Source organism: Sorangium sp. So ce1014, assembly GCF_051521505.1.
Taxonomy (GTDB): Bacteria; Myxococcota_A; Polyangia; order Polyangiales; family Polyangiaceae; genus Sorangium.
In genome coordinates, this window is sequence record NZ_CP150356.1 from 2,009,906 (window position 1) to 2,024,154 (window position 14,249).

Annotated in this window: 7 protein-coding genes; 5 read left to right on the top strand and 2 right to left on the bottom strand. The window is 73.8% G+C overall.

Annotated elements, in window-relative coordinates:
- Positions 1-37: 37 nt before the first annotated feature.
- The gene (locus WME75_RS07665) at positions 38-5,038 is read right to left on the bottom strand and encodes a sigma 54-interacting transcriptional regulator (protein WP_437487856.1); all 5,001 of its coding nucleotides are present in this window, start codon (positions 5,036-5,038) and stop codon (positions 38-40) included.
- A gap of 141 nt (positions 5,039-5,179) precedes the next feature.
- Here WME75_RS07665 and WME75_RS07670 point away from each other — a divergent pair, with 141 nt between their 5' ends.
- The 5 genes from WME75_RS07670 to speB all read left to right on the top strand — a co-directional run bounded on the left by WME75_RS07670 (position 5,180) and on the right by speB (position 12,441).
- The gene (locus WME75_RS07670; protein ID WP_437487859.1) at positions 5,180-5,881 is read left to right on the top strand and encodes a hypothetical protein; all 702 of its coding nucleotides are present in this window, start codon (positions 5,180-5,182) and stop codon (positions 5,879-5,881) included.
- 104 nt (positions 5,882-5,985) lie between these two features.
- Positions 5,986-6,657, top strand: coding sequence for a hypothetical protein (locus WME75_RS07675; protein ID WP_437487862.1), 672 nt, complete (start codon positions 5,986-5,988; stop codon positions 6,655-6,657).
- A gap of 353 nt (positions 6,658-7,010) precedes the next feature.
- A complete protein-coding gene (locus WME75_RS07680; RefSeq protein WP_437487865.1) occupies positions 7,011-9,131 on the top strand; it encodes a substrate-binding domain-containing protein in 2,121 nt (706 codons plus the stop codon).
- A gap of 73 nt (positions 9,132-9,204) precedes the next feature.
- Positions 9,205-11,322, top strand: a complete 2,118-nt coding sequence (locus WME75_RS07685; protein WP_437487868.1) for a substrate-binding domain-containing protein — start codon at positions 9,205-9,207, stop codon at positions 11,320-11,322.
- Between the two features lie 141 nt (positions 11,323-11,463).
- Positions 11,464-12,441 (top strand): agmatinase, encoded by a 978-nt coding sequence (speB, locus tag WME75_RS07690; protein WP_437487871.1) that lies wholly within the window; start codon positions 11,464-11,466, stop codon positions 12,439-12,441.
- A 277-nt stretch (positions 12,442-12,718) separates the two neighbouring features.
- Here the strand turns inward: speB and WME75_RS07695 are convergent, their stop codons facing one another.
- On the bottom strand, positions 12,719-14,035 hold the full coding sequence (locus WME75_RS07695; protein WP_437487874.1) for a M28 family metallopeptidase: 1,317 nt from the start codon (positions 14,033-14,035) through the stop codon (positions 12,719-12,721).
- Between the last annotated feature and the right edge of the window lie 214 nt (positions 14,036-14,249).

Below are 14,249 nucleotides of genomic sequence, written 5' to 3' on the forward strand. Positions count from 1 at the left end.
CTGAGCCCGCGGCGCCGTCCCGCGGCACGGCTGACGCTCACGCCTTCCGCAGCAGCCCGTAGCGCGCGAGCTTCCGGTAGAGGGTCATCCTCGGGATCCCGAGGCTCCGCGACACCTCGCACACGTTCCAGCGGGCGAGATCGAGCGCGGCGCGGATCCGCTCCGCCTCGGCGCCCCGGTAGTCCGCGCGCGACCGGGATCGCGGCGCGGGCGCCGCCGCCGCCGGCAGCTGGAGGTCGGCCGGGCCGATCTCGGGGCCCGGCGCGAGCACGCACGCGCGCGAGAGGACGTTCTCGAGCTGCCTCACGTTGCCGGGCCAGCCGTACGCCATGAGCCGCCGGAGCGCGCCCCGCGACAGCCGGAAGGCCGGGCGGCCCTGGCGCGCCGCGAGCTTCTCGACGATCGCCTGCGCGATCGCCGGGATGTCGTCCGGCCGCTCGCGGAGCGGCGGCAAGCGGATCTCGATGACGCTGACCCGGTAGTAGAGATCCTCGCGAAAGCGCCCCCGGGCGACCTCCTCCCGCAGATCCCGGTTCGTCGCGCAGACGACCCGCACGTCGGCGACGGAGACGCTCCGGTCCGACCCCACCGGGCGGATCGAGCGCTCCTGGAGCGCGCGGAGCAGCTTCGCCTGCACGCCGACCGGCATCTCCCCGAGCTCGTCGAGGAACAGCGTGCCGCCCCGCGCCGACGGGAACAGGCCGCCGTGATCCCGGACGGCGCCGGTGAAGGCGCCCTTCACGTGGCCGAAGAGCTCCGACTCGAGCAGCGCCTCGGGCAGCGCGGCGCAGCTCACCGCCACGAACGGCCCCTCCCGCCGGGGCCCGCCCGCGTGGATGGCGCGCGCGACGAGCTCCTTGCCCGTGCCGCTCTCGCCCGTCACCGTCACCGTCACGTCGCTCTCCGCCACGCGCTCGCAGAGCGCGAGCACGGCGCGCATCGGGGCGCTCCTCCCCGCGATCTCCGGGAAGTCGCGGCGCGCGTCCGCGCGGGTCCGCTCGAGCTCGTGCGAGAGCCGCTCGATCTCGTCGGCCTGCGAGCGCATGAGCTCCGCGACCCGGCGCTGCTCCTCCTCCAGGGCCCGGGTGCGGTCCCTGAGCTCGGCCATCAGCCTGCCGTTGTGCAGCGCGACAGCGATCTGGTCCGCGAAGGCGCCGAGCAGATCCGCGTCGCCCTCCGCGAACTTGCCGCGCTGGAACCGGTTGTCGAGGTAGACGGCGCCGAGCACCGCGCCGTGCGCGCGGATCGGCACGCACACGATCGACCGGAGCCGCAGGGCGTGCACCGACGCGTTGCCGTGGAACCGCTCGTCGGCCAGCGCGTCGACCGTGAGCACGGCCTCCCCGCGCTCGACCACCCGCTTGGCGATCCCGTGGCTGAACTTGAGCTGGCTCTTGCCGACGCGCTCGCGGTCGAGGTTCCGCGCGACGGCGACCTCGAGCCTGGTCTTCCCTGGGTCCTCCGTCGAGGAAGAGCGCGAAGGCGACGCGAGGATCACGAACCCCCGCTCGGCGCCGGTCAGCTCGATGGCCGCGTCCATGGCGAGGCGGAGCACCTCCTCCGCGTCGAGCGTCGAGCTCAGGCGCCGGTTGACCTCGAGGAGCTTCAGCACGAGCTCCATGCGGGCGCTGCCTGCGCTCGCCACCTGCGCGGGCCCGCCGCGGAGCGCGGCCCGCCGGGGGTGCCGCCAGAAGGCCTCGGCGAGCTCCGCCGGGAGCGTGCTCCCGATGCGCTCCCAGCACTCGATCGCGGCCGTGCGGTGCCGCTCGGCCAGCGCCGCCGCCGACCTGCGGCGGAGCACGTCGGCGGACACCTCCTCGTGCTTCGCGTGGAGCTCGAGCTGCGCTACCCGCGCCACGAGGCCCGCGCCCCGCTGCACCTCCTTCAGGGCCGCGTCCGTGTCGCCGAGGGCCAGCGCGAGCTCCGCGCCCGCCGTCGCGTGGCGCAGCGCGAGGTCCGCCGCGTCGGTCTCCCGGAGCAGCGTCGCGGCCTCGGCCAGCCGGTCGCCCGCCGCGGCCCTGTCCTGCGCCGCGAGCGCGACCTCGGCGGCGTGGATCGTCGCCTCGCACGCCTCGCGCTTCGATCCGCGCGCCGCGTGACCGGCGCGGGCCTGATCGAGCAGCCGCGCCGCCTCGCCGAGCGCGCCGCGCGCGGCGGCGATCTCGGCGGCGAGCCCGAGCGCCGCCACGGCGATCTCCTCGGGGACCTTCGCGCTCTCGGGCGCGCGCGGCGCGCGCAGGCGCGCCACGCCGAGCTCGGCCCGCTCGAGGAGGCCGACGTCCGCGTGGATCTTGGCGAGGTTGAAGCGCAGGGTCGCCTCGGTCCGCTCCTTGGCGAAGGCGATCGCCGCCCGCAGCCCGCGCTCGTAGCAGCGCAGCGCCGCGCCCCAGTCGCCGAGCTGGTGCCGCGCCGTCCCCAGGTTCAGCGCGGCGGTCGCGAGCAGGTCGCCGAGGCCCTCCGCCTCGGCCAGGTCGAGCGCCTCCTGGAACCCGCGCGCCGCGAGGGCGGCGTCCCCGGCGCGGTAGGCGTGGAGCGCGTGGTAGCTGAGCGTGCGGGCGCGGGCGCGGGGCGAGTCCGACGCGGGCCGCAGCGCGACGGCGCGCGCGAGGCTCCGGAGCGCGCCCTCCTGGTCGCCCAGGTACCCGAGCGCGAGGCCCAGCGTCTCGGCGAGCTCGGCGGCGGACGAGGCGTCGGCGAGGCCCGCCGCGAGGGCGCCGTCGGTCTCGCCCGCCGCGAGCGCGTCGCCCGCCGCGAGCGCGTCGCCCGCCGCGAGCGCCTCGCGCGCCTCGCGCCGGGCCTCGTCGTAGCGGCCGAGGCGCAGCAGGCAGCGCGCCGACAGGCTCGCGAGCCGCCCGCCCGGCGGCCCGGGTGAGAGCGCCCGCGCGCGCCCGAGCTGCCCGAGCGCCCGCTCGACCTTGCCGAGCTTCTCGTAGCAGCGCGCCGCCCGGTACGAGAGCTCGGCGCCGACGTCGGCCGCCGGCCGCGCGCGCCTCGCCCGCGCGAGCAGCGAGAGCGCGCGCCTCGGGTCGCCGGCCGCCTCGATCGCGGACGCGGCGGCCACGAGCGTCCGCGGCGCCGGCAGGACCTCGCAGGCGGCGTCCGCCGCGCGCACCCAGGCGCGCGGCGCCCACTCGAACACCGGCTCGGACGCGGCGAGCGCCCGCCGCGCCGCCTCGTGATCGCCGGCCAGGACGAGCGCCCTCGCCCGGTCCGCGGCGCGCTGGCTGCGGAGCGCCGGGGCGAGCGCCGCCTCGCCTTCGCCGGCGAGGTGGCCCGCCATCGCCCGCGCGACCTCGCGCACGGCGCCCGCGTCGAGCCAGGGCAGCAGCGCCCGCGCCTGCCCGGGCTGGCCGAGGCGGAACCCCTCGCCGTCGAGCCGCGCGAGCCCCGCGGCCTCGAGCGCGTCGAGCGCCGCGCGCCCCACGCCGAGCGCGGCCGCGGCCTCGGGCCCGAGCGGGTCGGCGACCGCGAGGGCCGCGAGGGCGCGCGCCTCCTCGGGGGCGAGGGCGTCGACGCGCCGGCGCCAGAGCTCGGGCGTGCCCGTCGTGGTCACGCACCGATCGAGCTCCGCCTCGCTCAGGCTGTGCTGCCCCAGGGCGGCGCAGATCTCCTTGAGCGCGCGCGGGCGGCCGCCGCTCACCCGCAGGAGATCCGACACGCGCGCCGCCGTGGCCAGGGGCGCCGTCCACACCCGGACCGCCGCCTCGCCGAGCGGGCCGAGCGGGAGCTCGACGACCGCGCCGCCGCCCATGTCGAGCCGCTCGGCGGAGGCGACGAGCCAGAGGAGGGCGTCGGTCGGCTCGGCCGACCGCACGAGCGCCTCGAGCAGCGCCCGGTCGGGCGCGCCCAGGCGATCGGCGTCGTCGATGGCGAGCACGAACGGCCGGTGCGGCGCCAAGGGCGGCGCGTTCGGCTTGTTGAATCTGTTTAATGTGGACGTAATTATTCCACCCTGTGGAACGCCTCGCTCCCGCCCGGCCCCCGCGAGCTCGCCGCGGGCGTTGAGCAGCGCGTCGACGCCGGCCGGGAGCGAGGCGCGGCCGAGCGCGCGGAGCAGCAGCGCGCGGAGCGGATCCTCGCCGCGGGGCGCGCCCTCGAAGACGGGCACGCTGAGCTGCGCGCGCCACTTCAGCTCGCGGAACAGCCGCGACTTGCCGGCGCCCTCCTCGCCCGTGATCACCACGGCGCGCGGCCCGCGCTCGTCGCGGAGCAGCGTCGCGAGCGCCGCGCCGAACGCCTCGACCTCGCGCTCCCGGCCCACGATCTCGCCCGGCTCGCTCACGACGGCGGGCGCGCGCCGCGGCACGCCGCCGGCGGAGAGGGCCTCCAGGACCTCCTCGACGCCGGAGGGCCGGCTGGCCGGCTCCTCCGCGGTGAGCCGCCCGGCGAGGCGGCGCAGGGCGGCGGGCGGCGTCCCGGAGAGGAGCGGGAACAGGGCCTCGAGCGTCCGCCCCACCGCGAAGAGATCCGAGCGCGCGCTCGGCGGGGCCCCCCGGAGGAGCTCGGGCGCGAAGTACCGCGCCGTGCCCGAGAGGTCCCCCGCCTCGGCGCGCATCCGCCGGGCCGCGCTGAGGTCGATGAGCACGCCCGCGCCGTCGTCCCGCACGAGGACGTTCTCGGGCTTGAAGTCGCCGTGGACGATGCCCGCGCCGTGAAGCCATCCGAGCGCGTCGAGCGCGTCGAGCAGGACGGGCAGGGCCGCGCCGAAGGCCCGTCCCCGGGCGTGCTCGTCCAGCGTCCGGCCCCGGATGAGCTCCGCCGTTGTGTACGTGAGCGGCGCGCCGCCGCACGTCGTCCGGGCGAAGTCGTACGCGCGCGGGAGGCGCGGGTGCGCGCAGGCCGAGAGCAGCGAGAACTCCCGCCGGAACGCCTCGGCCGCGCCCGCGGAGTCGAAGCGCAGCGACTTCAGCGCGACGTCGCGATCGAAGAGCCGATCGCGCGCCTCGACCACCGAGCCGAGCCCGCCTCGCCCGAGCGCGCGCACGACGTCGTAGCGGCCGTCGACCACGGCACCTGGCGCAAGGCGGTCATGTACCATCGGTACAGGATGGTACAGAATGGTACAATCAAGGGCCAGGATTCCCGCGATTCACGGCGCGGTCGCGCTGGCACGGCCGTTGAACAGGACGCTGCACAGGATGTTGAGCCGATGAGCCGCGTTCGACCGGATGGAGGCCTGATGCGCTGTCTCGCGGCTCTTCTCGTTGCCTGTGTCGCCGGGTGCGGGGTGAACCCCATCCCGGAGCCGCCCTCCGCGCCGGCGCTCGCCGGGGACCTCGTCGGCGCGCTCTGCGACGGGTGCGACGGCGCGCCGCTGCGCCTGGATCTCGCCGGCGGGCCCGGGAGCGTGAAGGACGCCGAGCTCGTCTGGGCGGTGAACCTCGACGGCGCCGGGCCGCCGGTGGTCGCGCCGGTCGCGGACGACGGGAGCTTCGCGCTTCAGATCGACGCCGTCCGAGGGGACGAGCTGCGCGTCCAGGCGCGGCGCGGCGCGGCCCGCTCCGAGCCGGCGGATCTCGTCGTCGAGAGCGGCGTCCTCGAGCGCGCGCCCCGCCGGCTCGCCGACTGCTTCCAGGTCGAGCCGGAGCTCGCCTTGCCCGCGGCCGCCGTCGGCGCGGCGGTGAGCCGCACCCTCCGGCTCGTGCACACCTGCGCCGCGCCGCTCGGGATCGACGCGATCGCGCTGCGCGCGCCGGCGCCCGGGTTCCTCCTGGAGGGAGCGACGGCGCCCGTGATCCTCGAGGCCGGGGAGGCCGCCGAGGTCCGCGTCGGGTTTCAGCCGGTCGAGGACGTCGCGCGCGAGGAGGTGCTGCTTGTCGAGGTCTCTTCTCCGGAGGTCTCGCGGCGGGCGGTGACGCTCTTTGCCCGCGACGCTCCCTGAACCGGCCCGAGCTCTCTGCTCCTCCCCGGGGGCCCGAGGTGGGCCCCGAGGGGGAGGTGCATCTTCACGGATCAACTCTCTCGAAGAAAGAAATGGAGACGAACATGCGAGTTTATGCCTTGTTGTTCCTTGCGGCCTCTTCGATCGTCGGACAGCTCGGGTGCGGCCCCTCGCCGGGCGGCGGCGGGAGCTGCCCGGATCCGCAGGATCCCGACGTTCATTACGTGTCTCGCGAGCCGGAGTGCCCCGGCGTTGATTTCGCCTGTGGGCCAGAGCAGAAGCCGTTCTCCGTCGAGTGCGGGTGCGGCTGTATCGGCCCTGCGCCGGCCTGCCCGGATCCGAGCGACCCGGGCGTCCGCTACGTCTCTCACGATCCAAGAGAGTGCGCCGCCGTCGAATTCGATTGCTCGCCGTCGGAGACGCTCTTCTACAATGAGTGCGGGTGCGGCTGCATCGCCCCCGAGCCGGCCGCTTGCCCGGACGCGAGCGATCCGAGCGTCCGCTACGTGTCGCACGATATCGAGGAGTGCCACCTCATCGACTTCTACTGCGCGGAGGAACAGACGCTCTTCTACAACGAGTGCGGGTGCGGCTGCATCAGCCCCGAGCCGGAGGCTTGCCCGGACCCGGGCGATCCGGACGTGCGCTATGTCTCCAAAGATCCGATGGAGTGCATGCTCCTCGACTTCGCCTGCTCGCGGCCGGAGACGCTCTTCTCCGGCGAGTGCGGGTGCGGCTGCATCGCCCCGGATCTCCCTGTCGCCGGCCTTCGCTGAGGCGCCCGACCCCACCCGCGCTCAGCCGCCTTGACGGAGGCGCTCGCGCGGACGGCCGGCGCGCCCTGCCCGGCGAGATCGCCGCGCACTGATGAGCCCCTCCGCCGGCCTCGCGCTCTGCGTGGGGCTCCCCACAAGCCAACGCGCCACGGTCGGCGCGCGCCCCCGGCGTCGCGCCGGAGCCTCGGTGAAATCGACCGTGCTGGCGTGGCCGTGCAGGATGAATTACATGCGCGCACCGGGGGGCATCGCGCCGGATCGAGCGGTCCGTGCCTGGCGCCGAAGTTCTCCAGTTGCTTCGTCAAGGTCGGTGATAGGCTCGCCCGTGGGATACGGGGGAGGACACGACCGGGATGAGCAAGAGGCATGTCGACCAGCACACACGGAATGTGATCGGGGTCGCGGCGGTCTTCATCGACAACTCCTTCAACGCCGTGGCATTCGCTGGCATGCACCGCGCCGCGCGCGAGCGCGGCTACGAGCTCCTCCTGATGTACGGGCCGCCCCGAGCCGTGATCGAGCGCGGGGTGGGCCTCGACCGGGTGGCCGGGTGGATCGCGATGTACACCATTGACGGCCTGGAGGAGCTGATCTCCGACGGAAGGCCGGCAGTGATCTTCTGCGCGCCTGCGCTCGGCTCGCGCTGTCCTGTCGTGCGGGCCGAGAACCACGATTCGATCCACCGGATGGTCGATCACCTCGTCGGCCTCGGCCACCGCCGGATCGCCTACATCGGCAAGTCGTCATCCGACGACTTCATCGAGCGGGGCGCGGCGTTCGATGAGGCGCTCCGCGCGCGCGGGCTCGACACCGATCTCAACCTGCTCTCCGACTTCCACGAGTGCACAATCTTCTACACCGAGCAGCGCTTGCGGGGGGTCCTCGAGCGCGACGGCAAGTTCTGCACCGCGCTTGTGGCGGGAAACGACGAGATGGCGATAGGCGCCATCACCGCGATCCAGGCGCACGGCTACCGCGTGCCCGAGGACATCGCGGTGGTGGGTTTCGACGATATCACCGCCGCGCAGCACTGCGATCCGCCGCTGACCACGATGCGGCAGAACCCCGAGCTCCTCGGGAGCATGGCCGTGCAGCGGCTCGCCGATCTGCTCGAGGGCCGTGCTCCGGATCGGCTCGTGACCCGCATCCCCGCCGAGCTCGTGCTGCGGCGCTCGTGCGGCGGCGGCGCTGCGTGGGAGGCCGCGCTGCACGCGGAGCCGGTCGGGCCCACCGGCGACTGGCGGCGAGACCTCTGCCGGCAGCTGAACGACGTGCTCGCGGGGGGGATGCCGTCGCCGCTCGAAGAGGCCCCCCTCGTCTGGCCGGAGGTCGAGGGGGTCGTGCGGAGCCTCGACGCGGCGCTGACCGGGGCGGAGCCGCCGGACGTGACGGCGCTCGAGCGCGCGTTCGGCGCCGCGGTCGCGTACAGCGACAGGATCGAGGTCCTCCTCGCGGTCGTGAAGCGGATCGAGCGGGCCGCCGCGCGGCAGCTCGCCCTGGCTCCGGGGCCGGACGCCGCGCTCCGGGTGGCGACCTTCCTCGATCGGGCGCGCCTCGCCCAGCAGCGGGCGCTCGCGGCGTGGGAGCGCCGCAGCGTGCAGAGCCTCGAGCGGCTGGTCCGCGTCAACATGGAGACGAGCATGCTCCTCGCGTCGAAGCAGGCATGGCTCGAGGATCGCCTGGGGTGGCTGCGACATACCTCGATGCGCGTGGCGTGCCTGGCGCTCCCGGCGGCGCATCCTGGCCCGGGCGGGCCCGAGCTCGTCATCGACAGCCTGCGCGCCGTCGGGCCGGGCCATCAGGCGCTCGCGGGGCAGCGGGTTCCGGCCGGCGTCTTCCCGCCGCCCGAGCTGTTCGAGGCCGCCTCGCCGGACGAGCCGAACGGCTACCTCGTGCTGATCCCGATCGTGAACGGGCGGCGCGACTGGGGGACGCTGGTGCTCGGCGGGCTGAACACCGAGAGCTTCGCGGACAACCTCCAGCCGGTGAGCATGTGGACCCTGCTGCTCACGGCGGCGTTCGAGCGTTACGAGCTGGAGACCGCGCTGCAGGCGGAGCGCGACACGCTGGTCGCCGCCTACGAGCGGGAGCGCGCCCTGTCGAGCACGGTGCGGGAGCTCGGCTGTCCAGTCATCCCGCTCCTGCCCGGGGTGCTCCTGATCTCGCTGATAGGCGCGATCGACGCGTCGAGGGCGCAGCAGATCCTGGAGGCGGTGCTCGCGGGCGTTTCGCGCGAGGGGGCCCGGTGGGTGGTGCTCGACGTGACCGGGGTGCCGCTCGTCGACGCGGCGACCGCGGGGTCGCTGGTGCAGACGGCGCAGGCGACGCGGCTGCTCGGAGCGCGCGTGTGCCTCGTCGGCGTGGGACCCGCGATGGCGCAGCGCATGATCGCCCTCGGGATCGAGCTGAAGGGCATATCCATCTTCCCGTCGCTGGCCGCGGCGATAAGCCACCTGACGGGGCGCTCTGGCTGACGGATGTTCCCGGACGTGTCGTCGATGGGGGTGGTAGGCTCGCCGGCGTGATGGGGGGGAGGGCACGAAGCGGATGAGCACGAGGCATGTCGGTCAGCGCACCTCGAAGGTCATCGGGGTCGCCTCGGTCTTCCTGGACAACTCCTTCGATGCCATGGCGCTCGCTGGCATGCACCGCGCCGCGCGCGAGCGCGGCTATCAGCTCCTCCTGAGCCAGGGGTCGCCCCGGTCCATCGTCGAGCGCGGGGTGGGCCTCCGCCAGATCGCCGGCTGGATCACGATGTACACAATCGACGGCCTGGAGGAGCTCCTGGCCGGCGGGGCGCCGGCCGTGATCTTCTGCGCGCCTGCGCTCGACGCGCGCTGTCCGGTCGTGCGGGCCGAGAACCACGACTCGATCCACGGCATGATCGATCACCTCGTCGGCCTCGGCCACCGCCGGATCGCCTACATCGGCAAGTCGTCCTCCGGCGACTTCATCGAGCGGGGCGCGGCGTTCGATGAGGCGCTCCGCGCGCGCGGGCTCGACGCCGGCCTCAACCTGCTCTCCAGCTTCGACGACTGCACGAACAGGTACACCGAGCGGCGCCTCGGGGCGTTCCTCGAGCGCGACGGCAGGTTCTGCGACGCGATCGTGGCGGGCAACGACGAGATGGCGATCGGCGCCGTCAAGGCGATCCGGGCGCGCGGCTACCGCGTGCCCGAGGACATCGCCGTGGTGGGGTTCGACGACATCTGCGCCGCCCAGTACTGCGATCCTCCGCTCACGACGATGCGGCAGAGCCCGGAGCTGCTCGGGAGGACGGCCGTCGAGCGGCTCGCGGATGCCATCGCCGGCCGCGCTCCCGAGCAGCTCGTGACGCGCGTCCCCGCCGAGCTCGTGCGGCGGCGCTCGTGCGGCAGCCCTGCATGGGAGGCCCGGCCGTCCTCGCCGGAGCTCGGGGGGGAGCGGGGCGACTGGCAGCGCGACCTGGCCCGCCGGATGAGCCGACTTGTCGAGGGGCCGTCGCTCTCGCGGCCCGGAGAGGCGCCCCTTGTCTGGCCCGGGGCCGAGCTCATCGCGCGACACCTCGGCGCCGTGCTCGCCGGGGCGGAGCTGCCGGAGGTGGGGGCGCTCGAGCGCGCCTTCGGCGTCGCTGTCGCGCACAGCGACAGCCGGATCGAGGTGCTCCTCGACGTCGTGGAGCAGATCCATCTGACCGCCGCGCAGCAGCTCGCGAGCGCGCCGGGGCCGGACGCGGCGCGCCGGACGGAGGCGTTCCTCGACCGCGTGCGCCTCGCGCAGCAGCGGGCGCTCGCGGCGTGGGAGCGGCGCGGGGTGAGGAGCCTCGAGCGGCTGGTCCGCGCCAACATGGACATGAGCGGCCTGCTCGCGTCCAGGCGGAGCTGGAGCGACGATCGCCTCGGGTGGCTGCGGCACACGAGCGTGCGCTTCGGGTGCGTCGCGGTCTGGGCGCGCGATCCGGGCCCGGGTGGGCCCGAGCTCGTCATCGACAGCGTGCATACCACCGATCCGGACGTGGCCGCGCTCGTGGGCCGCCGGTGCCCGTCAAACGCCTTTCCGCCGCTCGATCTGTTCGATGCCGCCTTGCCGGACGAGCCGAGCGGCTACCTCGTGATGGTCCCGATCGTGAGCGCGCAGCGCGACTGGGGGATGCTGGTGCTCGGCGGGCTGCACACCGAGAGCTTCGCCGACAACCTCCGGCCGCTGACCATGTGGGTGTCGCTCCTCGTCGCGGCCTTCGAGCGTCATGACATGGAGACCGCGCTGCAGGCGGAGCGCGACATGCTGGCCGCCGCCTACGAGCGCGAGCGCGCGCTCGCGAGCACGGTGCGGGAGCTCGGCTGCCCGGTCATCCCGCTCTTGCCCGGGGTGCTGCTCATCTCGCTGATCGGCGCGATCGACGGGGCGAGGGCGCAGCAGATCCTGGAGGCCGTGCTCTCGGGCGTCGCGCGCGAGGGGGCCCGGTGGGTGCTGCTCGACGTGACCGGCGTGCCGCTCGTCGACGAGGCGACCGCGGCGGCCCTGGTGCAGACGGCGCAGGCGACGCGGCTGCTCGGAGCCCGCGTGAGCCTCGTCGGCGTGGGGCCCGCGATGGCGCAGCGCATGGTCAGCCTCGGGATCGAGCTGCACGGCATCGCCATCTTCCAGTCGCTCGCCGCCGCGATCCACCGGTTGACGCGGACATGAAGACGAGCAGGCGGAGAGGGCAGGTCCGGGCGCGCCGCGCCGCGCCGCTGCCGGCCGGCGCCGGCGAGGTTCCCGGATCCCGCCGCGTGGAGCATGGTATCTCTCGGCGTCGGTTCATCCGGGGGATGGGAGCAAGTCGAGATGGAGGATAGCGCGCGCGGCGATCATGCGTTCACGACCGAGGGCCTCACCGGCGTCGCGTACGAGCCGTTCTATGCGGGCGCGCTGTCGTTCCTGCGCCGGAAGTACTCGCGCGATCTGGCGGGGGTGGACGTCGCGGTGACGGGGCTGCCGCTCGACACGGCGACCACACAGCGCTCCGGCGCGCGCTTCGGCCCGCGCGCCGTGCGGGAGGCGTCCGCCATGCTCGCCTGGGGCCCCCCGTACGGCTGCAAGGTCAGCCCGCTCGATCGGCTGGCGATCGTCGATTACGGCGACTGCCAGTGGGATTTCGGCAGGCCGATGGAGGTCCCTGCCGCGATCGAGGCGCACATCGCGGGGATCCTCCGCGGCGGGGCCGCGCCGCTGTCGATCGGCGGCGACCACTTCGTCACGCTGCCCGTGCTGAGGGCGCTGCACAAGCAGCACGGCACGCTCTCGCTGATCCACTTCGACGCCCACTCGGATACGTGGAGCGTCGGTGACGACGCGGAGAGGATCGATCACGGCACGATGTTCTTCCACGCCGCCCGGGAAGGCATCGTCGATCCGGCCCATTCGGTGCAGATCGGGATCCGCACCTACAATCCGGAACCGCATGGATTCCAGATCCTCGACGCGCCCTGGGTCCACCGGAACGGCGCCGCGGCCGTGGCCCAGCGCATCCTGGAGGTGGTCCAGGGGCGCAGGGTCTATGTGACGTTCGACGTGGACTGCCTGGATCCCTGCTTTGCGCCGGGCACGGGCACCCCCGTTTGCGGCGGTCTCAGCACCGCGACCGCCATCGAGATCCTGCGTGGGATAGCGGGCGTGGATGTCGTCGGCGCGGACGTCGTCGAGGTCGCGCCGGCCTACGACACCGCGGGCATCACGGCGCTGGCCGCCGCGACCATCGCCTACGAGCACCTCGCGCTGTACGCGAGCCGGCCGGGCGCCGCCGCCGCGGCACCTGCCCCCTAGCGCTGGCAACGCCCTCACCGGGGAGCTGCCGACCTGCCACGTTTGCAAGCACCGATCTCAGGATTGAAAGACAGCGAGCGGTTCCCATGGGGACGATCCCGCGAAATGCGCCAGGAACACCCTGGCCCGCATCCTGCTAATGTGGACAGAGCAGAGCGCCCGTGATGGCTATCCCCCCCCTGCCGTCGAGCGGGCGCTCTGTTTATTTTGCCTGCCGTGGGGCGCTCGCGCGTCACGGGCCCATCGGGGATGAGCCTCGCTGCGCGGCGGTCTCATGCTACTCGATCAGCAGATCGGCCGCGACGAGGCCGACGGCCTGGGTCAGCCGCCGCATGTAGTCCCAGTTGAGCTGATCGACCGTGTCGCAGCGCTTGTGGTAGCAGGGGTTCCCGTCGTCGCCGAAGAAGTCCTGTGACACGGCCACGGCCGGCGCTCCGTAGCGCCAGAACGCCGCGTGATCGCTGCGGTTGGTGCAGGCGTCCGTCCGGGTCAGGCCGAGCCCGCCGCGCGTCGCGGCCGCCTCGACCTGGGCGGCCAGCTCGGACGACGTGTTCTCGTTGCAATGGATGACGTGATAGTGCCCATCGTCGTTGGAGTCGTATCCGGTCATCTCGAGATCCAGGACGCCGACGACCTGCTCCAGCTGCCCGTTCTGGTCGAGCATGCGCGCATAGGCCTTCGAGCCGAGGAGGCCGTTCTCTTCCTGATCGAAGGCGACGACGCGGAGCCCGATGCTCAGGCGCGCGTCCTTCAGCGCGTGGGCGATGGCGAGCGACGACACGACGCCGGAGCCGTCGTCGTCGGCGCCGGCGTTGTTGACCGAGTCGTAGTGGGCCGAGAGGATGAGGACGCGTGAAGGATCGGCGCCGGGCTTGTCCGCCGTCACGTTGACCCCCTGGCTCCAGCCGCTTCGATAGCGGTGCTCTTGCACGGTGAACCCCAGCGCCTCGTACTGCTGGCGCAGCCAGGTTCGGGCCATGGAGCGCCCGCTCTCGGAGCCGCGCTCGCGGAGGACGACCGAGCGGCCGCCGAGGGTCACGGGCGCGGCGCCGGAGAGCTCCTTGAGGCGCGCCTCGAGGAACTCGGCGTCGATGTGGATGTCGGCGGCGTCGCCAGCGAACGCCGCGCGCCCCCCGGCCGGGGCGGGGGCTGCCTGCCGGCGGCGCGTGGGCGGCAGGACCACTTCGGTCTCCGCGATCGGCTCTGCGTGGTATCGGTGCGAGCCGAGCCAGTCGTGGGGCTCGCGGCCTGTGGGGATGGCGACGACGGCGAGCCCGCCGACGCGCGCGCGTTCTCCCGGGAGCGCCGCGGCGGGCAGCGGCCCTTCGACGACGTGCAGAGACGAATCGTGCTCTTCCTTCAGCGCGACGCTCTGCCAGGCGTCGTCGACGGCGGCGCGGGTCACGACGACCTGGCCAGCCTCGGTCGCGAGCCGGTTGAGGAACGTGCTCACCGTATCCTTGCCCACGTGCGAGACGTGGATCACTTCAGCAGCCGGCGCGCCCGCGTCTCCGGACGCGCACGACGTCGAGAGCAGCGCAAAGACGGCACATCGAGCGGCGGCGCTCGAACGATTGCGGCATGTCGCCATCATGTCTTCCCCTTCCGCCGCCACCGTACGGATCTGAACTGAAGGATCCAAGCACTATCTCGTGACGAGACGGTCATTTGAATCGAGCCGCTTCAGATGCATGGAGGGACACAAGTGCTCCGCTGGAGCTACGGAATCAAGGCCCAGCTCGCCGGCCCGGAGGATGTCTTGGGAAGAGCCCGCTCGGCGGGGAGGCTCTCTTCGTCCTCTCTCCATT